The organism is Dyella halodurans, assembly GCF_026283925.1.
GTDB classification, from domain to species: Bacteria; Pseudomonadota; Gammaproteobacteria; order Xanthomonadales; family Rhodanobacteraceae; genus Dyella; species Dyella halodurans.
In genome coordinates, this window is the sequence record NZ_JAPDPF010000003.1 from 66,804 (window position 1) to 87,575 (window position 20,772).

Consider the following 20,772-nt stretch of genomic DNA (forward strand, 5'->3'; position numbering starts at 1 on the left):
CTCAGGAACCAGTCTGCAGGCGCGCCGTCAGCGTGGACAGGCGCGCATTGCCCGGCGCCAGCTTGCGCGCCCGCTCCAGCGACTGCGCCGCACTGGCACGGTCGCCTTGCTGCAGCTGCTGTTCGGCCTGGTCCAGCCAGGCATTGGCCAGACGTTGGCGCAGCTCGTCCTGCCCTGCAGCGCCGGGCGAGAGATCACCGAGATCCGCGAGACGATCGCCAGCCACTTGCAGATTGCCGCTGGCGAGGGCCTGGTTGAACTGGTTCAGGGCCAGGCTGGGCAGCCCTTCCAGGCCGTGCCGGGCCGTCTCGTTATTGCCATCCAGCGCCAACGCACCGCGATAGAGATCGTAAGCGCTGTCGCCCGGAGGCAGCATCAGCTTGCCCTGCTGGGCGGCCGCATCGGCACGCTGGATCATCCGTGCGAGGTCGGCGGTCTGCTGCGCGGTGAGCACCGGATGCTGCGTCGGTCCCGCCACGTCCTGGGCGTCGCCCGCGACCGGCAGCGCGCCCGCTGCCTTGTGAGTGTCGCCGAGGCGCGCCCTGGCGGCGGCAAGATCCGCCGAGTGGGGTGCCAGCTCGGCCGCTTGATCGAGCAGTTTGTGCGCCTGCTCATGGTCGCCGCTGTCCAGCGCCGCATTCGCCTGCATGATCAGCGCCTGTGCCACCTGGGCAAGACCGGCCTTGGCATCGGCATTGTCGGGATCGAGCGCCAGCGCCGCCTTGTAATGGGCCAGCGCCGTGTCGTCACCGTCACCGCTGATGCGGCCCGCGCGCATGGCGTCCTGCGCTTGATTGAGGGCATCGGCCAGCGCAGCGCCGTCCGGCTTGTCCGCCGGCACCAGGGCCGCGCGCAAGGCAGGCAGTTCGCCATAGTTGGGGATGAGCGCGGCCAGTCGATCCACCAGGGCGGAGGCGGCAGTCCGATCGCCCGCATCCAGCGCCTTATGCGCCTGGCTGGCCAGCGCTTCGCCGACCTTGTCCAGCCCGTGCGCGGCGACGGCATTGTTCGGGTCGGCGCCAAGCACGCGTCGGTACAGCGTGCCGGCGCCATCGTCGCCGTCCAGCTTGCCGGCATCGAAAGCCTGTTGTGCCTGCTCGATCAGGTGATCGGTCTGCACCGGACCCGTTCGGGCCGTGGCCAGCGCCTGGGTCAGGCGATCGACGTCGCTGCCGCCACCGAGCAACTCCCGCGCGGCGACCAGGGCCTGGTCGGCATCGTCCAGCTTGCCGGCCTGCAGCGCCGCGTCGGCGCGGGCGATCTCCGCCAAGCCCACCTTGCGCAGGCCATCGCGGGCTCGGTCGTTGTCGGGCTGCAGCGCGCGGGCGGCTTCGAACAGCTCGCGTGCGCTGGTGCCGTCATTGCCGTCCAGACGTCCTTCCTGCAAGGCGACTTCGGCACGACCCAGGACCCCATCCAGCTCGGTGCTTGGCACCAGGCCGCGCAACTTGTCCTGCTCCATCCACAGCGAGGTGCCCACGCCGATCACCAGCAGCAGCAACAGCGGGATCAGCCAGCCACGACGGCCCGATCGCGCCGGCGGCCGCGACGGCACACTGCGACGACGCTCCGGATCCAGGGTGACCTGCGGCAAGCCATCGTCCGCCTTCGCCTTTGGCGCAGGCGCATCGTCCAGATGATCGAGGTCACCCAGGGTCGGTTCGGTGCGGCCCTGCGATCCGTGGTCGTGCGGGTCTTTGCGTCCGTTCATGGGTTCACGAAGGTGGGATCAATCGTCCGAAGCTTAGCATTGCGCCGTGGCGCCACCCGCCTCGTCACGTTCAGCGTTCAGCCGGCGCTGACCCTGCGTGCGTCGACCACGTTGGGCATCGCGACCAGCCGCCCGAGCAGGCCGGAAAGCTGTTCGAAGTCGCGCACGCGCAAGGTGAAGCGCATCTCCACCTCGCCGGTCTGGGCAAACACCCGGCTGGACGAGGCGATGATGTGGGTGCCGGCATTGCTGATCATGCTGGTGACATCCTTCTGCAAGCCCTTGCGGTCGTAGCCGTGCAACTCGATCTCCACTTCATAGGCTTGCGCGGACGCCTTGCCCCATGCCATGTCGATCACCCGGTCCGGATCGCGTCGGGCCAGGCGCGCCAGGCTGATGCAGTCGGCGCGATGCACCGAAACGCCGCGTCCGCGCGTGACGAAGCCACGCACCGCATCGCCGGGCAACGGCTGGCAGCAGCGCGCCAGCGTGGTGAGCAGGTTGCCCACGCCCTCGATGCTCAGCGCACTGTGATCGCGCAGCGCCTGGCGCGGTGCGGTCGGTGCCGCCGACTGGGTGACCGGTGTAGGCGCCGAGGCTTCCTGCAGCACGCGGGCGATCTGCCCGGGCGCGACTTCACCCAGCGCCAGCGCCACCAGCAACTCGTCATGCGTCTTGAGATGGAAGTGCGCAGGCAGCTTGGCCAGGTCGGCCGTGGGCAAGGCCAGCCGCTTGATCTCGCGCTCGAAGATGCTGCGGCCCGCCGCCAGGTTCGCGTCATGCGCGATCTTGCGGAACCACGTGCGCACTTTCTCCTTCGCGCGTGAGGTATGCAGATAGCCGTGATGCGACGACAGCCAGTCGCGGCTGGGTTCGGCCACCTTGGCCGTGAGCACTTCCACGCGATCGCCGCTATGCGGCTGGAAGGTCAGCGGCACGATGCGCCCATTGACCTTGGCACCACGGCAGCGATGACCGACTTCGGTATGCACGTGGTAGGCGAAGTCCAGCACGGTGGCACCGCTGGGCAGGTCCACCACTTCGCCCTTGGGCGTGAGCACGTAGACGCGATCTTCGAGCAGCTCGGTCTGCAGTTCGGCGGCCAGGTCGCCGTCGCTGTCGGCGCGCGGCTCCAGCAGGCGGCGCATCCAGGCGATCTTCGCCTCGAACTCGCTGTCGCCGCTGCCGCCTTCCTTGTAGCGCCAGTGCGCCGCCACGCCCAGTTCGTTGATGCGATGCATCTCGTGCGTGCGGATCTGCACTTCCAGCGTCTTGCCGCGCGGACCGATCACGGCCGTATGCAGCGAGCGATAGTCGTTGCCCTTGGGCCGCGCGATGTAGTCGTCGAATTCGCCGGGCAAGTGCGGCCATAGCGTATGCACCACGCCGAGCGCGCCGTAACAATCGGCCACGCTGTCGACCAGCACGCGAATGGCGCGGATATCGTAGAGATCGGAGAATTCCAGCGCCTTGCGCTGCATCTTCTTCCAGATCGAATAGATGTGCTTGGGCCTGCCGGCCAGTTCCGCACGAATGCCGGCGGCTTCTAGCGAACGATGCAGCACATCCAGCGATTCGCGAATGAATTCCTCGCGGTCACTGCGACGCTCGTCGAGCAGGCGCGCGATGCGCTTGTAGGTATCCGGGTGCAGGTAGCGGAAGCCGAGATCCTCCAGCTCCCACTTGAGTTGCCAGATACCCAGCCGATTCGCCAGCGGCGCATGGATGTCCTGGGTCAGCCGCGCCAGCAGCTGGCGCTCGCTTTCCGGCAAGGTACTCGCCGCACGCATGCGAGCCAGCTGCCGCGCCAGCAGGATGAACACCACGCGCAGGTCGCGGATGATCGCCAGCAGCAGGCGGCGCAAACCCTCGGCGCCATGGTCGGCGCCATGCTGGGCGTGCAGCGCCCACACCCTCTCGGCGGCCACCTGGCCGGCGACCAGTCGTTGCAACTCGGCGGGCAAGGTCCGTTCGCGCTGTGCCCACGAGGCTGGGTCGAGGCGCGCCACTTCAAACCACAGGGCGGCGGCCTGAGTCTGCGCATCGCAACCGAGCATGGCCAGCAGGTCGAGCACCTCCACGCCTTCGGCACGGCTCACCGGCAGCGGCGCGCACGCCTCCAGCGCCTCCGCCAGGACCGACGGGACACTGCTGGCGCGACTGCGCCACTCGGCAAGATCCGAGCTTGCGTTGGGGGCGGCTTGAACCATGCGACCATTCTAGGGCCTGCTCGCACGCTCCGCGTGGCCCGCATGAACCGGCGGTTCATGGCGTGTATGCTGCGCCAGCGCCGTTACTTCCCCATGATCGAGAGGATTGCCCCATGCGTCTGGCCCGTCTGCTGCCGTTGATGATGAGTGTTGCCCTGGCTGTTCCCGTGATCGCGCACGCCGCCGACCAGTACGTGCCGCTGCAGCAGCGCATGTCTCCGGAGGAGTTCAAGGCCGCCGGCCTGGACAAGCTTTCGCCGGACGAGCTGAAGAATCTCGACGGCTGGCTGAGCGGGCACGCCAAGGTCACCACCAAGATGGTCGACCAGGCCGGCAAGCCGGTGTTCTATCCGAGCAGCGAGAAAGCCGGCCCGATCCAGGCGCACGTGCAGGGCAGCTTTACCGGCTTCAGCGGCCACGGCGAGTTCACCCTGGACAATGGCCAGGTGTGGAAGCAGGCCGATACCGCCAGGATTTCCTGCCTGACCAGCAACAATCCGAAGGTCACCATCCGTCGCTCGCTGATGGGCAACTGGATGATGGCAGTGGATGGTTGCAACGACACCACGAGCGTGGTGCGCACCAAGTAACCAGAAACGCCCCCCTTGTAGGAGCGCACCGTGTGCGCGATGTCGGCCCCGTCGCTACATAGGCCTATCGCGCACAGGGTGCGCTCCTACATCAGGTTTTCCAGCGCCCGGTGCAGGCGCTTGGCCGACACCGGCTCGGCCGTCTTCAACTCCTGCGCGAACAGCGATACGCGCCATTCCTCGATCAACCAACGCAGTTCGTCCAGTCCCTCGCCTCCTGCAGCGCGATGCTTCAAGTACTCGCGCCAGAACGGCAGTACCTGCAGCATGCGCTGCTGGTCCTTGGCCGGGTCCTGGCGCAGCCGCTCGGCGCGTAAGCGCATGGCCTTGAGGTAACGCGGATAGTGCGCCAGCCGCGCGGTCGGCAAGTCGCGCAGGAAACCGGGGATCAACAAGCCATCCAGCTGTTCGCGCAGATCGTCGTAGCTGGCGCGGGCAAAACCCATCAGCGGCGGTTGCAGCCAGGGCTTCAACTCGGCCTGCGCCTCGATGATCGGCTCGGCCAGCTTCAGCCGTTCCACGGCGGCGGCGAACAGTTCGCGTGCAGCCTGTGTATGTAGCGCTTCGAACGTACCGGCGGTGCGCACGTCCAGGGCGTGGCGGTCCAGCAGGTCGCTGAAGCCGCCTTCCACCAGGTCCTCGCGCAAGCCATCGACACCGCCTAGCGGTGCGTACTTGAGTGCCAGCGGATTGCCGACCGGCAGGCGGCGGCGCGCCTGCTTCATGTCGCTGGCCAGTGCGTTGCGCAACAGGCGCACCACGCCGAGACGATGCGCCTCGCGCGCCTCGTCGCCACGTTCGAACACGCGCAATGCCACCGTTTCGCCCAGGTCGACCAGGGCTGGAAAGGCCAGCAGGCCACCGGCCGAGCGGACCTGGGCCGGGATCTCCTCGAAATCCCAGCTGGCGATGTCTTCGCGGGTCAGTTCGATATCGGTCTTGCGCGAGAACGCTTCGCGCGCCTGGCCTTCCCACTGCGCGCGCATGTGGGCGAGATCGCGACCCGCCGTGAGCGTGCGGCCGTTCTCGTCATGCAGGCGATAGCGCATGCGGAAATGCGCAGGCAGTTCGACAACGGCGAATTCACCCGCCCCGATGTCCACCCCGGTGGCACGCTTCAAGAAGGTGGCCAGGGCCTTGCCCAGTGGCTCGTCGCGCGGTGCTTCCGCCTCGACAAACGCGCGGGCGAAATCCGGCGCCGGTACGAAGTTCCGTCGCAAGGCCTTGGGCAAGCCTCGAATCAACTCGGCCACTTTTTCAGCCAGCAGTCCTGGCACCAGCCATTCGCAGCGCGCAGCAGGCAGCGCATTCAACATCGATAGCGGCAGATGCAGGGTAACGCCATCGGCATCGTCGCCGGGTACAAAACGGTATTCCAGCCGGTACTTTTGCGGCCGCTCCTGCGCATCCTGCGCACGCGGCACTCGGCCATCCATGGCCAGCGGCGGGATCTCCAGCGACGCGGGAAACGCCCGCGGATCGAGCCCCGCTCCGCCGCTCATCACATCGTCCAGCGACCAGCGCAGGGCGGCCTGCTCGGCGGGACGCGCCTTGCGATACCACGCATCGAGCGCGCGGCTATCGGCGATGTCCTGTGGCAGCTTGCCTTCGAAGAAGCCGACCAGCTCGTCCTCGTGACGCAGCAGGCCTTCGCGTCGCTGCTTGGCTTCGATGCCATGCGCGTCTTCCAGCACGCGCTGGTTGGCACGGATGAAGTCGGCGCGCGCGTCGATATCGCAACGAACCAGCGCCTCGCGCAGGAAGATCTGGTGGGCGAGCGCCGGATTCTGGCGCTGGAACGTCACCGGTCGACGCTCGACCAGGGTCAGTCCGAACAGGCTCACCTGCTCGTACGCGACAACATGGCCGCGCTTGCGCGACCAGTGCTCGTCACGGCATGACGAACGCAACAAGTGTGCGGCCTGCTGTTCAATCCACAGCGGCTCGACGCGGGCGCACATCATGCCCCATACGCGGCCACCGACATCGAGGATTTGCGCGGCAAAGATCCAGTTCGGCGGCACTTTCGACAGTGCCGAGCCAGGGAATACCTGGAAGCGGCGCTCGCGCGTGCTGCGATAGACGCTCTTCTCGTCCTTGTGGCCTACCTGGGTGGGCAAGCCGGCGAGCAGGCTGCGGTGGACCGCTTCGTAGTGCAGCGCCGCTTCGCTCTCACTCCCTCTCCCCGCACCTTCGCTCCCTCTCCCCCCCGGGGAGAGGGCTGGGGTGAGGGGCAGGTGCTCGCCTGATCCCTTCCTACCCTGCTTCTTTTCAGGAGCAACTGCCGTTGCCTTTGCAGCGCCCCGCAAGGTTGCCCCCTCATCCCGGCCTTCTCCCCTTTGGGGAGAAGGAGAAGTGAGGCTCCATCCCAGCTCCTGCACCACCAACAACAACTGCCGATGCAGCTCACGCCATTCGCGCATGCGCATGAAGCTGAGGAAGTGGCGTGAGCACCAGTCGCGCAGCTTCGACTGGGTGAGCTCCTCATGCGCCTTGCCGTACTCGCGCCACAGGTTGATCACGCCAACGAAATCGGACTTGGGATCGGCGAACGCGGCATGCGCCGCATCGGCCTGCTGGCGTGCATCCGCGGGGCGCTCGCGCGGATCCTGGATGCTGAGGAAGGACACGATGGTCAGCACGTCGCGCAGGCTGTGCAGCTTTTCCGCCTCGACCAGCATGCGCGCCAGCTGCACATCGATGGGCAGGCGGGCGACGGTGCGGCCGATCGGGGTGAGATGCCGCGCCTCATCAATTGCCGAGATCTCCGCCAGGCGGCGATAACCATCGGCCACCACGCGCGGGTCGGGCGCTTCAAGGAAGGGGAACTGATCCACCTCGCCGAGCTGTAGCGAGAGCATGCGCAGGATCACGTTGGCCAGCGACGAGCGCAGCAGCTCCGGGTCGGTATACGCAGCGCGACTGTTGTAGTCGGCCTCGTCGTAGAGGCGATAGCAGATGCCTGGCCCCACGCGCCCGCAACGGCCCTTGCGCTGGTCGGCGGCGGCCCGCGAAATCGGTTCCACATGCAGGCGTTCGAGCTGGCTGCGCTGGCTGTAGCGCTTGACGCGCGCCTGGCCCGAATCGACCACGTAGCGGATGCGCGGCACCGTCAGCGAGGTTTCGGCCACGTTGGTAGCCAGCACGATGCGTCGCTTCGGGCCCGGCTTGAACACGCGGTCCTGGTCGCCCGCGGAAAGGCGCGCATACAGCGGCAGCACTTCGGTCTCACGGTATTGCCGGCGCGACAGCAGCAGATGGGTGTCGCGGATCTCGCGCTCGCCGGGCATGAAGATCAGCACGTCGCCGCGCGGGTCGTCATGGGTGATCTCGTCGAGCACCGCGGCGACATGTTCGGCACTGCCCTGCTGCATCTCACCGGCCCGCTGTCCACGCGTCGCAGCCACGGCATCGAGCGAGCGCCAGCGCACCTCCACCGGATAGGTGCGCCCTTCCACCGACACGATCGGCGCGCCGCTGAAATGCTCGGCGAAGCGTTCGGTATCGATGGTGGCCGAAGTGACGATGATCTTCAGCGTGGGCCGCTTCGCCGCCAGCCGCTTCAGGTAACCCAGCAGGAAATCGATATTGAGGCTGCGCTCGTGCGCCTCGTCGATGATGATGGTGTCGTACGCGCTAAGCCACGGATCGCCCTGGGTTTCAGCCAGCAGGATGCCGTCGGTCATGAACTTGATCAGGCTGCGCTCGGATACCTGGTCGTTGAAGCGCACCTGGAAGCCGACCTGTTCGCCCAACAGGGTGCCTAGCTCTTCCGCGACACGACGTGCCACCGAGCGCGCAGCCAGCCGGCGTGGCTGGGTGCAGCCGATCATGCCCGCTTCGCCGCGGCCAGCCGCCAGGCACAGCTTGGGCAACTGGGTGGTCTTGCCCGAGCCGGTTTCGCCGGCGATCACCACCACCTGGTGCTTGCGGATCAGCTCGACGATCTCGTCGGCACGGGCGGTGATGGGTAGCGCCTCGTCCAGGCGGATCGCCGGCTTCGCGTCGACGCGGGCACGGCGCTTTGCCGCGGACGCCTCGATATCCGTGGCGAGCGCCGTCAGCTTTCTTTCGTCGAAGCGACGCGAGAGCTCGCGCAGCCGGCCTTGCAGCCGGCCGTAGTCGCGACTGGAAACATGGTCCAGCGCCTTGCGCAGATCGCGCAGACGGGCGTCGGATGCGGAGGATGGGGGGGCGGAGGCATGGGTCATCGGACCGCACATGATAGCCGCTGACTATCGCCCGCATCGGAAGTATTCATTTCTCCGCACGGATCCGGCCCGATAAGCTCGGTTCCAGGTTCCACCCCCAACCCTCAAAAGGAGCAAGTCATGGCCATTTCCATCGGTATCGCCAAGAAGGACCGGGAGCAGATCGGCCAGCAGCTGTCCAAGCTGTTGGCCGATACCTATTCGCTCTACCTGAAGACGCACAGCTTTCACTGGAACATCACGGGGCCGCAGTTCAACAGCCTGCATGCCATGTTCGAGACCCAGTACAACGAACTGTGGCTGGCCGCCGACGAGATCGCCGAGCGCATCCGCACCCTGGACGTGTTCGCGCCGGGCTCCTACAGCCAGTTCGGCAAGCTCACCTCGATCAAGGAAGAAGCGGGAGTCCCGGAGTGGAAGGATATGGTCGGCCAGCTGGTCGAGGGGCACGAGATTGCCGCGCACACCGCGCGCGGAGTCATCAAGGCGGCTGATGCGGCTGGTGACGAAGGCACGGCCGATATCGTGACCGGACGCCTGAAGGAGCATGAGAAGACGGCGTGGATGTTGCGTTCGCTGTTGAAGTAGCCAATTGGCTCCCTCTCCCCTTCGGGGAGAGGGTTGGGGTGAGGGGTCGGCCTGGCCTCGGTGGAACATCGAGCGAACGCTTGCTCTTACAGAGGCTTTCGCGAGCACCCGCCCTTTACCCCCTTTTCGGGGCTCACCTCGGTCCTCTCCCCAAAGGGGAGAGGAAGAAGTGCGCTACGGCCTCGCTTCCAGCACCAGGTTGAACGGCGTTTCGGTGGCGCGGCGGAACTGGCGGAAGCCGCCGCCGTCGACCACGACCTGGCGCAGGCGCTTCTCGCCGGCCTGCGCGCCCAGTGCCGGGCCTTTGCGCGCCAGCGACACCGGCACGCAGATCTGCGATGAGGCGGCGTAGTACACGCGGCCGACCGGGTTCATGTTCTCCTGCACGCTGTCGCCGGCAAACGGCTCGACAATCATGCAGTTGCCATCGCTCTTCAGGGCCTGGTGCGCGTGCCTGGCGGCTCCAACCGGATCGCCCATGTCGTGCAGGCAATCGAAGAACGCGATCAAGTCGAAATTCCTGCCGGTGTAGCCGGCGGCATCCGCGACGTCGAAGCGCGCATTCTCCACGCCGGCCGCCTTGGCGCGCTCGCGCGCCACGTCGATCGAGGGCGCGTGGTAGTCGTAGCCCACGAACTCCGACTCGGGAAACGATTGCGCCATCAGGATCGTGCTGGCGCCGTGGCCGCAGCCCACGTCGGCAGCGCGACCGCCCCGGCGCAGCTTGTCCACCACGCCGTCCAGCGCCGGCAGCCATGCCGCAATCAGGTTGGCGTTGTAGCCGGCGCGGAAGAAACGCTCGGTGCCATGGAACAGGCAGGGATGATGCTCGCCCCATTCCATGCCGCGACCGTTGCGGAAATTGGCCAGTGTGCGCTCCTTGGCGTGGAACATCGCCTCGACGATGGAATAGGCCCCGGGCAGGTCGACCGGCCCGTTGGGGTCGGCCAGGCATAGCGCCTGCTCCTCGCTCAGGCCGTAGGTTCCGCTGGCCTCGTCGAACTCCACGTAGCCGCCTGCCGCCTGATTGCCCAGCCACTCGCGCACGTAGCGCTCGAACGTGCCCGTGCGCTGGGCCAGTTCGGCCGGGGTGAGGCGTGCGCCGGCAAGCGCCTTGTAGAAACCCAGTTCGTCGCCGATCTGGATCAAGGTGGCGCTCGTCGCCGCACCCAGGTCGCACACCGCCTTGCCCAGAAACGCCTGCAGTCGTTGTTCGTCGATGGCCATGGCACAACTCCGCGACACCGCCTGCGCGACGGTGGAGTAGGATCAAAAGCTCTGCATACGCCACCGCCGACATGAGCGCCTGTCCCAAACCGGACAGCCCGAAAGCACTAGGTTCCGTGGCGAGGAGGCCTTCATGCATCCGAATGCACCGTCCGTGGGCGACCTTCACGCGCTTCCGCCGATACGCGATGAATACCGGCACGATGCCGGCGTTTCCGCCGCCGTCCTGGGTGAACTGCTCGATCAACTGCTGATAGGCGTGATCCTGGCCGATGCGGACGCGCGCCCGTGCTACGCCAATCGCGAAGCGCGCCGCATCCTGGCCAGCCATGATGGACTGGCGGAAGGACCCGACGGCCTGAGGGCCAGCACCAGCGGAGGCACCTGCCGTCTGCGCCAGGCCTTGGCCCTGACGGGCCTGGCGCCGGCGGGCGACGGTGACGCAACGGCAACGCGCTACCTGTCGCTGCACCGACCCGGCCCTGCGCGACGGGCGCCGTTGCTGCTCACCTTCTCGGCCCTGGCCGGGTCGCCGGGGCGGACAGCGATCTTCATCGACGTCCCAGAGCGCCTCCAGCCGGTTTCCCGTGGGGCCATGGCGGAAGTGTTCGGCCTCACTCCACGCGAGGCCGCGCTGGCTGCCTTGTTGGCGGATGGTCACGAGCTGCGCGATTGCGCCGGTCTGCTGGCCATGGGGGAAGGCACCGCGCGCAATCACCTCAAGCACGTGTTCGAGAAGACCATGAAACACAGCCAGGGAGCGCTGGTGGCACAGTTGTGCCGTATGGTGGGACCGTATCGTTAGGGATCGTCGGCGCAGCCGGCCATCCCGTTGTATTCGCGACTGAAGCAAGCCACATGCTTTGACCCGACGACCCCGCAAAAGCTATCCAGGCGTGGAATTCGGACGTTTGCAGACCACCCGGGCCTGACCTGGCGCTGACCACTCCACCCTCTCTTTATTGAGGGAAATGCGCTGCATGGTTAAGCTCCTCACGCTTTTCGGCCTCGTGTGAGGCAGCCACGGGGATCGTTTTGAGCGCCACACCAACCAAGAGTCTGGTTTCATACTCCAAGTACCTCGCGTTGCGCTTGAGCAGTTGCCAGGCGCAACCGTACGGGCCGGGTCTGTTTGCCCACAGGGCGGCGTCATCGCTCAGTCGTGTAGCGACGTACACTTCCTCGCTCTTCCTTGCCCTGCGCGCAAACAGCTCCCGGCGCGAGGCACTTGGGATATGAAACCAAACTCTAACGACAGCCGGCATCCGCTGCTCGCAGGCATCCTGCTCGCCCTGATCGTTGCGGCCATGAACATCGGCCTGTGGTGGTGGAGCAACCTGCCGCATGGCCCCGAGGACTGGAAAGGTCCGATCGGTGGCTTTGCGCTGTCCGCCTTCCAGCGCTATCAGAACCCGCTGAAGAACGATTTTCCGAGCGAGGACGAAATCGCTGGTGATCTCAAGCTGATCAGCCAGTATTCGCCGCGCATCCGCACCTATTCGATGCTGCTGACCCCGCAGGTGTATCGCCTGGCCGAACAGGAAGGGCTGCAGGTGATGGCCGGCGCGTGGATCGACCGCCGCCTGGACAACAACGAGAAGGAGATCGAGGCGCTGATTGCCCAGTCGCGTCGTTACCCCAACTCGATCAATCGGGTCATCGTCGGCAACGAAGTGCTGTTCCGCAACGATGTGTCACCCGAACAACTGATGGCCTATGCCGACCGCGTGCGCGCGGCGGTGCACCAGCCGGTGACGATTGCCGAGCCCTGGCACATCTGGGCCAAGTACCCGGAACTGGCCCAGCACGTCGACTTCATCACCGTGCACCTGTTCCCGTACTGGAACGGCATTGCCGCCACGGCTACCGGCCGGGGGCTTGACCGCAACGATCCGCTTGGCCGCTACCCGGCGATCAAGGATGCGCTGGGCAGCTATGAAACGCTGCAGAAGATGTTTCCCGGCAAGCTCGTCGTGATCGGCGAAATCGGCTGGCCTTCGAACGGCGATCGCTTCAAGTACGCCGACCCATCGGTATCGAACCAGGCGATCTTCCTGCGCACCTGGTTCAACGAGGCGAAGAAACGCAACATCGACTACTACGTGATGGAAGCGTTCGACCAGCCCTGGAAGGAGAAGCTGTCCGGCCGCACCGAGGCCTATTGGGGCATGTTCAACGCCGATCGCCAGCTGAAATTCCCGTTCACCGGCCCGGTGACCGAGGATACCGGCTGGCCGTGGAAGGCGCTGGCGGCGAGCCTGCTCGCCCTGCTGCCGATGATCTGGTTCGCGCGCCACTACAGCCGCTTCAAGCTGATGGGGCGGTTCTTCTTCTGTGCGCTGATCCAGCTGGCCTGCGGCCTGGTGGTGTGGTCGGCCACGCTGCCGTTCAACTTCTACCTGAGCTGGATCGACTGGACCATGCTGGTGCTGCTGTTCCCGGCCCAGATCGCGATCCTCGGCATCCTGCTGATCAACGGTTTCGAGTTCACCGAGGTGCTGTGGCGCCGCGACTGGATTCGCCACGCCGGCCTGCTCAGGCCCGACCCGGTGGAAAGGCAGCCGTTCGTGTCGATCCACCTGGCCTGCTACAACGAGCCGCCGGAGATGGTCATCATCACGCTGGACTCGCTGGCCGCGCTGGAATACGAGAACTACGAAGTCCTGGTGATCGACAACAACACCAAGGACCCGGCGATCTGGAAGCCGGTGCAGGACTACTGCGAAAAGCTGGGCAGCAAGTTCCGCTTCTTCCATCTGGAACCGTGGCCGGGCTTCAAGGCCGGCGCACTGAACTTCGGCCTGAAGGAAACCGACCCGCGCGCCGACGTGGTGGCGGTGATCGATGCCGACTACGAAGTGCGCAAGGACTGGCTGGCCGCGCTGACCGGCCACTTCCACAACCCGAAGGTGGCCGTGGTGCAGTGCCCGCAGGCGCACCGCGAGTTTGAGCACAACCGCTTCCGCCGCATGACCGCGTGGGAATACGACGGCTTCTTCCGCATCGGCATGCACCACCGCAACGAGCGCAACGCCATCATCCAGCACGGCACCATGACCATGGTGCGCCGCTCGGCGCTGGAAGGCACCGGCGGCTGGTCGGAATGGACCATTTGCGAGGACGCCGAGCTGGGCCTGCGCCTGATGCATGCCGGCTATGAGCTGGTGTATGTCGACGAGCTGATGGGCAAGGGCCTGACCCCGGCCGACTTCAAGGCCTACAAGAGCCAGCGCTACCGCTGGGCCTTCGGTGCCATGCAGATTCTCAAGGGCCGCTGGGACTGGATGACCAAGAAGGGGCCGCTCTCCGGCGGCCAGCGCTTCCACTTCCTCACCGGCTGGTTCAGCTGGTTTGCCGACGCGCTGCACCTGATCTTCACCATGATGGCGATCTTCTGGACCGCCGGCATGGTGGCCTTCCCGACCATCTTCAGCCTGCCGATGCAGCTGTTCCTGATCCCGGTGATCGGCTTCTTCTTCGCCAAGGCGATCTTTGGCATCGTGCTGTACCGCGCCCGGGTCCCCTGCAGCTGGTACGACACCTTGATGGCCTCGCTGGCCAGCATGGGCCTGTCGCACGCCATTGCCCGCGGCATCCTGCACGGCCTGACGCGCGAGAAGACCTCGTTCGTGGTGACGGCTAAGAGCCGACGCCTGGGCGGCAGCAATTTCGCTGCCTTCGCGCCGGTGCGCGAGGAACTGCTGATGGCGGTCGCGCTGTTCCTGTGCATCGCCGGCATGGGCCTGCGCTTCGGCACGCATTACGTCGAAGGCGTGCTGTGGATGTTCATCATGGCTGCACAGTCCATCCCTTATGTCTCGGCCGTGGTGGGTGCGTGGATTGCGCACAAGGCCGGCGACAAGGCCGGCTGACACCCAGGTGACCCATGGCTGCGTCCATGGGTCCAGGAGTGACGGGTCAGCTAAGCTGCGGGCGGGCGTGTCACAGCGCCTACCCAAGGCTTCCAGGATGGAAACACCGATCGCATGGGCCGAATCCAACGCCTGACGCTGCTGCCGTTGCTGTGGTTGCCGCTGCTCGCGCACGCGAGCGTGCAGCTGGTGGTGGATGGCGTAGAGGATCCGCTCAAGTTCGCCGTCACCTCGGGCGTCGATGTCGCCCAATACGCCAATCGCAGCGTCACCGATGCCCAGATGCAGCGGCTTTATGGCCAGGCCGTCGACCAGGCCAAGAGCGCCATGGAGCCCTATGGCTACTACGAGGCCGCGGTGGATGGCCGGCTCGAGTCGCTGGGCGGGGGCAACTGGCGCGTCACCCTGCACGTCACCCCGGGCGTGCCGGTCACAGTGACCGCCGTCGAGCTCAAGCTCGACCCGAAGGCCGCCGAGATCCCGGGCATCCGTCGCGCCAAGCGCGCCATCGAGAACCTCAAGGGCGAAGTCCTCAACCACGGCGTGTATGACGCCGCCCGCGACGCGCTCAGCAGCGCATTGACCGCCGACGGTTTCCTGGACGCCCGCCTGACCACCCGCCGAGTCGAAGTGAACCGCGGCGAGCGCAGTGCCGTGGTCCGCCTGGTCTGGGAAGTCGGCCCGCGCTATCGCTTCGGCGACGTGCACTTCGAAGGCTCGCAGTTCCGCCCCGGCTTCCTGCAGCGCTATGTGCCGTTCAAGCACGGCGACTATTTCTCGCAAAGCCAGCTGCTGCAGCTGCAACAGGCCTTGAACGGCGCCGACTATTTCTCGGTGGTCAACGTGCAGCCCGATGTCGACGACAAGAAGAATGGCGTGGTCGACGTCAAGGTCGACCTGGCGCCAGCCAAGCGCACGATTTACACCGGCGGCCCGTTCTTCGGCACCGACACCGGTTTCGGCGTGCGCCTTGGCTACGAGCTGCGCTGGACCAACAAGCGCGGGCACAAATGGAAGAACGAGGTGGTGCTGGCGCAGAACCTCAAGACCGTCTCGACGCTGTATGTGGTGCCCATGCCTGGCCAGAATCAACGCAGCTTCAACTACGGCGCCATCTATCGCGATTCGAACACCGACACCTCGCAGTCGCGCACGCTGGAAGTCATCGCGAACGAAACGCGCCAGTGGTACGGCTGGACCCGCAGCATCGGCATGCATGTACTCGACGGCACCTTTACCGTGGGCAAGCGGGGCAACGAACCGGACAATACGCCCGGCCTGGATCACGGCCAGAGCACCCTGGTCTATCCGGAGATGTCGCTGTCACGCAAATCCGGCGACAACCCGATCTTCGTGCGCAATGGCTGGTCGCTGGTGCTGACCGCCCGCAGTACCGTCGGCACCCTGCTGTCAGACGCCAGCTTCAGCCAGGTCACCGCCGACGCCAAATGGATCAACTCCTTCGCCGGCAACAACCGCCTGATCCTGCGCGGTTCGGCCGGCGCGACCTGGACCAATGATTTTTCCGACCTGCCGCCGCAGCTGCGCTTCTTCGCCGGCGGCGACCGCTCGATCCGCGGCTATGGTTTCCAGAGCATCGGACCGGAGAACAGTTACGGCCGCGTCATCGGCGGCAAGAACCTGCTGGTCGCCAGCACCGAGGTGGAACACTACTTCAGCCGCACCTGGGGCATGGCCAGCTTCGTCGACGCCGGCAACGCGTTCAGCGGCACCGATTACAAACCGGCCATCGGCGCGGGACTCGGTGCCCGCTGGCTGTCGCCGGTGGGTATGATCCGGCTTGACCTGGGCGTACCCGTGCACAACTCGACGCATCACGGCGTGGAGCTGCACGTGGTGATTGGCCCGGATCTGTGAGAAAGACGCGATGACCGCCGCGACCTCCACACCCGCTGCCACTGCTCCCGCGCCGCCACCGCGTCGCCGCTGGCTGCGCCGGACGCTGCTGGCGCTGCTCGCCCTGCTGCTCCTGCTCGCACTCTTCCTTGGCTGGCTGGTCGGCACCGGCCCTGGCCTGCGCTTCGCCCTGGCGCGTGCCGAAGGCTTCACCCATGGCGCACTGAGCGTGCAGTCGGCGCAGGGGCGACTGATCGGACCGCTGGACCTGGTCGGCCTGCGCTATGCGGACGGCACCGGCCTCGATGTGAAGGTGGCGAAGGCGCATCTGGATCTGCGCGTGCGGTCCTTGTTGCACAAGCGCGTGCACGCGCGCGTGCTCGACGTCGACGGCGTGGATATCGCCTTGGCCAAGAGCAATCCGGACAACGAAAGCAGCTTCTCGCTGCAACCGCCGTTCAATATGGTGCTGGATCGCGCGCATGTCGGTAGCTTCCGCCTGACCCAGGCGGGCCAGCTGCTGTTTGCCTCGCACAGCCTCGACCTGGTGGGTGCGTGGACATCGCAAGGCATCGAGTTGCGACAGCTTGCCCTGCGCGCGCCGGATGGTCATGTCGATCTCGATGGCACCTTGGTGGTGGCGGCCAACTATCGTGGCGACAGCAAGCTGCGCTTCGCCTGGCGCCTCGCCGGCACCGACTATGCCGGCGAGTTGCAGGCCCATGGCGATGGCAAGCACGCCCGTGCCGATGTGCAGCTCAGCCAACCCATGGCCGCGCATCTGCAACTCGCACTGGCGCAAAGTGGCGACAACGCCTGGACCGCGCGGCTGGACGCACCGGCGTTCAACCCCAAGCCCCTGCTGGGTGAGAGTTCCCTCACGGCCCTGGCGGTGGCGCTTGAAGGCCACGGCGATCGCCGCAGCGGTAGCTTGACGGGTCAACTGGGACTCAACGACTACCAGCTGCAACTGCGCCCACTGCGTGCGCGTTTCAGCGACGACCTGAAGACGCTCACGTTCGACCAGCTCGACCTGGCCTCGCCACAGTTCAAGGGCGATGTCACGGCGCGCGGCGTCGTGCAGCTCGGCGCGCATCCGCTGTCGGCGGACCTCACCGTCGACTGGGCTGGCCTGGAACTGCCCGAGGCCCTGGTCGGACAAACCTTGCTGAGCCATGGCCAGCTGCAGGCCAAGGGCAGCCTCGACCAGTTCCACGCCGAGGGCAAATTGGCGCTGGGGCCACCCGGCCAGCTGGCCGACATCTCGCTCGCCCTCGACGGCACGCAGCAACTGATCACCCTGCACTCGCTCACGGTCAAGCAGCCGCAGGGGCAGCTGGATGCCAAGGGCACGCTCACGCTGCAGCCCGCACTGGCCTGGCAACTGGAAGCCACGGCGAACAAGTTCGACCCCGGCCACGTGCTGGCGAAGTGGCATGGCTCGCTCGATTTCGACATCGCCTCGCAGGGGACGCTGCCGAAGGACCGCCCCGACGTCACCCTGGAGATCCGCACGCTGGTCGGACAACTGCGCGATCGCACCGTGCGCGGCGAAGGCAAGCTGCATCTGCCGCCGGAAGGCGTGTTGAATGGCCAGCTGCATCTGGTCTCGGGTGGCAGCGATGTGCGCATCGACGCGCGGCCGGGCAACAGCAACAACGTCACCATCACGCTGGCCATCGCCACCCTGGCGGACTGGCTGCCGGATGCGGCCGGTCGCGTCCAGGGCAGCATCCGGGTGCTCGGGAAATATCCCGGCCTGGCCGTCGATGCGAACCTGCAAGGCCAGGCACTCAGCTACGCCGGGCAACGCGTGGACAGCCTGCGCCTGCTCGCCAACGTCCCAGACATCAGCCGCCCCGGCGGCAGGCTCGATCTGCAGGCCACGGGCGTGAATGCGGGCGGCCTCGCCTTCACCCAGGTCAGTGTGCGTGGCGACGGCACCGCGGAACGCCACAACCTCACGCTCAACGCCCACGGCGCGGCGCTGACAACCGCCCTGGCCCTCAATGGCAGCCTGCGCGGTTCGGCCTGGAACGGCACGCTGACCTCACTCACCCTCGATGTGCAGGGCCTGCCCCCCTGGCGTCTGCAGCAGCCCTCCCAGCTCTCGTACAACGACGGCGCGATGAGCGCATCGGAACTGTGCCTGACGGCCGGCGAGCCGCTGCTGTGCGCTGCCGCCAAACAGGACAAGGCAGGCAACCTGGATGCCAGCTATCGGCTGCGCAACCTGCCCATCGCCCTGGTGTTGAGCGCGGTGAGCAGCAGCAAGGTGCCGATGCGCGTGGAAGGCACCCTGGAAGGCAACGGCAGCGTCCGCCGCAATACGGCCGGCGCACTGAACGGCACGGCGACCATCACGTCCGTGCGCGGCTCCATCGCCTTTGCCGATCGGGTCGACCAGCCCTTGCTGACCTACGACAACCTCGCACTCAACGCACAGCTGAGCCCATCGAACCAGCGCATCGACCTGCATGCGGGCCTCACCAACAACGGACGTCTGGACGGCCAGGTCACCATCAGCGGCGCCCAGCAGGCACTGGCTGGTCGCGTCTCCATGCACGTGACCAACCTGGCCTTGCTGGAAGTCTTCACCAACGCGGTGGTCAGGCCCAAGGGCACGATCAGCGGCGATTTCACCCTGGGCGGCACCGTGGCCCAGCCGGCGATCAACGGCCAGGCGGTCGCAAGCGAACTGGCCGCCGAGATCCCGGCGATGGGACTACGGCTCAGCGACGGCCGGGTGACCGTCAGCACCCGGGACGCCCGGCACTTCGATATCGTCGGTTCGCTGCATTCGGGCAGCGGCAGCGTCGCCCTGCAGGGTTCCGCGGCCCTGGGTGCCGACGCCAAGGCGGTGCTGTCGGTGAAAGGCAGCAACTTCACGGCGGTCGATATTCCCTCGGCCAAGGTTGCCGTCTCGCCCGATCTCGCGCTGCGCCATGGCGCCGAAGGCCTGGACATCAGCGGCTCGATCACGCTCGACAGTGCCGACGTGGATCTGTCCAAACTGCCGGGCGCGGGGGCGACCCGGGCCTCACCCGACGTGGTCGTGGTGGATGATCCGCATCGTGAGGAACAGGTGGCCAGCCTGCCGATCACCACGACCGTCACGGTCCATCTGGGCGAGAAGACCCATCTCGTCGGCATGGGCCTGGACGGCCACCTGCACGGCCAGGTGGTAGTAAGCGAGCGCCCTGGCCGCAGCGCCCTCGGCCAGGGCCAGATCAATGTCAGCGGCACCTATCGGGCCTATGGACAGAATCTGGAGATTTCGACAGGACAGCTGCTGTTCGCCAGCACGCCGATCGACAATCCCGGCCTGAATATCCGCGCCATTCGCCGCCTCAACCCCAACGCGACCATCAGTGATGGCCAGCAAGTTGGCCTGATGGTGACCGGCACGGCGCAACGCCCGGTGCTCAACGTGTTCTCGCAGCCGGCGATGCAACAATCGGACGCCCTCGCCTACCTGATCACCGGCAGGCCGCTGTCCCAGGTCCGGGGCAATGAAGGCAACACGGTGAATGCGGCGGCCCAGGCCCTGGGCTCGGCCGCGGGCAACCTGCTGGCCAAGAGCATCGGCGCGCGACTGGGCATCGACGAAATGGGCGTCAGCAGCAACGACGCGCTGAATGGCGGCTCCGCCTTCACCGTCGGCAAATACCTCTCGCCGCGGCTCTACTTCAGCTATGGCGTCGGGCTGTTCGATCCAGGCCAGGTGATCACGCTGCGCTACCACATCAGCGGCCGCTGGAATTTCGAGGCGCTGACCGCCACCGAATTCAGTCGCGCCAGCATCAACTACCGCTTCGAAAGGTAAGCGGTGAGACCCATGTAGGAGCGCACCCTGTGCGCGATCACGACGTCACCGCTCCGTCGGATTTTCCCCCGGACCCTCCCTGGCCCAAACCGGCAATGCTGCCGGTTTATCGCGCACAGGGTGCGCTCCTACAAAAGAACGACGGCCGTATCGGGTTCAGGGCTGTTGCTGCCGCAGGCGCAACAGCTCCTCGGTCAGCCAGTCGGCGGACGGTTGCTCCTTGCCGTCGCAATTCACCTTGTAAGGCTTGCCGCTGAAGCTGCTGGTGCTGGCCGCGCGCGCAATGAACTCCTCGGCGGAGTTGATCTGGTCCCGGTGTTCCAGGTATTCCAGCTTGCTCTGCAGATGCGCTTTTGCATCGACGCCGCTGTACTCGCTGCCGTTACGGATAAAGCGGCAATGGCTGTTGCCGACATAGTCGAGCAGGGCCGCCACTTCGCGCTGCCCGGTGGCGTCCAGGGCTGCATACGCGCTCAGCGCCGGCCAGCCGCCCGCGACGACTGCTATCAAGGCCACGCCCAGCCGCCTGATCACCTGCATGCCAACCTCGACTGTCCTCGCTACCCGGGATCCTCGCGGAGTGGCGTTTCCGCCGCCTTTCCTGACTGTGACAGCGGGTCTGACGGGCGACACCGCCAGCACCGGTGGGATCCGATAGCCCAAAGGTCATGCCCACGCGA

11 protein-coding genes are annotated in these 20,772 nt (G+C 66.3%); 6 read left to right on the plus strand and 5 right to left on the minus strand.

Annotation, left to right across the window (positions count from 1 at the left end; translation table 11 throughout):
* Position 1: 1 nt before the first annotated feature.
* Both OUZ49_RS07145 and OUZ49_RS07150 read right to left on the minus strand, forming a co-directional pair.
* The gene (locus tag OUZ49_RS07145) at positions 2-1,711 is read right to left on the minus strand and encodes a tetratricopeptide repeat protein (protein WP_266149525.1); all 1,710 of its coding nucleotides are present in this window, start codon (positions 1,709-1,711) and stop codon (positions 2-4) included.
* Between the two features lie 77 nt (positions 1,712-1,788).
* Positions 1,789-3,921, minus strand: coding sequence for a RelA/SpoT family protein (locus OUZ49_RS07150; RefSeq protein WP_266149527.1), 2,133 nt, complete (start codon positions 3,919-3,921; stop codon positions 1,789-1,791).
* Positions 3,922-4,034: 113 nt separating this feature from the next.
* Between OUZ49_RS07150 and OUZ49_RS07155 the strand changes: the two genes are divergently transcribed.
* A complete protein-coding gene (locus tag OUZ49_RS07155) occupies positions 4,035-4,511 on the plus strand; it encodes a hypothetical protein (RefSeq protein ID WP_266149529.1) in 477 nt (158 codons plus the stop codon).
* A gap of 86 nt (positions 4,512-4,597) precedes the next feature.
* Here OUZ49_RS07155 and hrpA read toward each other — a convergent pair whose 3' ends face one another.
* Complete coding sequence (gene hrpA, locus OUZ49_RS07160) at positions 4,598-8,722, minus strand: ATP-dependent RNA helicase HrpA (RefSeq protein ID WP_266149531.1); 4,125 nt, start codon at positions 8,720-8,722, stop codon at positions 4,598-4,600.
* Between the two features lie 120 nt (positions 8,723-8,842).
* Between hrpA and OUZ49_RS07165 the strand changes: the two genes are divergently transcribed.
* Complete coding sequence (locus tag OUZ49_RS07165; protein ID WP_266149533.1) at positions 8,843-9,310, plus strand: Dps family protein; 468 nt, start codon at positions 8,843-8,845, stop codon at positions 9,308-9,310.
* Between the two features lie 174 nt (positions 9,311-9,484).
* Here the strand turns inward: OUZ49_RS07165 and OUZ49_RS07170 are convergent, their stop codons facing one another.
* Complete coding sequence (locus OUZ49_RS07170) at positions 9,485-10,537, minus strand: class I SAM-dependent methyltransferase (protein WP_266149535.1); 1,053 nt, start codon at positions 10,535-10,537, stop codon at positions 9,485-9,487.
* Between the two features lie 133 nt (positions 10,538-10,670).
* Between OUZ49_RS07170 and OUZ49_RS07175 the strand changes: the two genes are divergently transcribed.
* The 4 genes from OUZ49_RS07175 (at position 10,671) to OUZ49_RS07190 (ending at position 20,092) form a co-directional block, all read left to right on the plus strand.
* Positions 10,671-11,342: a helix-turn-helix transcriptional regulator gene (locus OUZ49_RS07175; RefSeq protein WP_266149537.1), complete on the plus strand. Its 672-nt coding sequence runs from the start codon at positions 10,671-10,673 to the stop codon at positions 11,340-11,342.
* Positions 11,343-11,772: 430 nt separating this feature from the next.
* Positions 11,773-14,409 (plus strand): glycosyltransferase family 2 protein, encoded by a 2,637-nt coding sequence (locus tag OUZ49_RS07180; RefSeq protein WP_266149539.1) that lies wholly within the window; start codon positions 11,773-11,775, stop codon positions 14,407-14,409.
* A gap of 114 nt (positions 14,410-14,523) precedes the next feature.
* Positions 14,524-16,287, plus strand: coding sequence for an autotransporter assembly complex protein TamA (locus OUZ49_RS07185; protein ID WP_266149541.1), 1,764 nt, complete (start codon positions 14,524-14,526; stop codon positions 16,285-16,287).
* A 10-nt stretch (positions 16,288-16,297) separates the two neighbouring features.
* Positions 16,298-20,092 carry a translocation/assembly module TamB domain-containing protein gene (locus OUZ49_RS07190; protein WP_266149543.1) on the plus strand — a complete coding sequence of 1,265 codons (3,795 nt, stop codon included), beginning with the start codon at positions 16,298-16,300 and terminating at the stop codon, positions 20,090-20,092.
* Between the two features lie 156 nt (positions 20,093-20,248).
* Here OUZ49_RS07190 and OUZ49_RS07195 read toward each other — a convergent pair whose 3' ends face one another.
* Positions 20,249-20,632: a YfeK family protein gene (locus OUZ49_RS07195; protein WP_266149545.1), complete on the minus strand. Its 384-nt coding sequence runs from the start codon at positions 20,630-20,632 to the stop codon at positions 20,249-20,251.
* Positions 20,633-20,772: the final 140 nt, after the last annotated feature.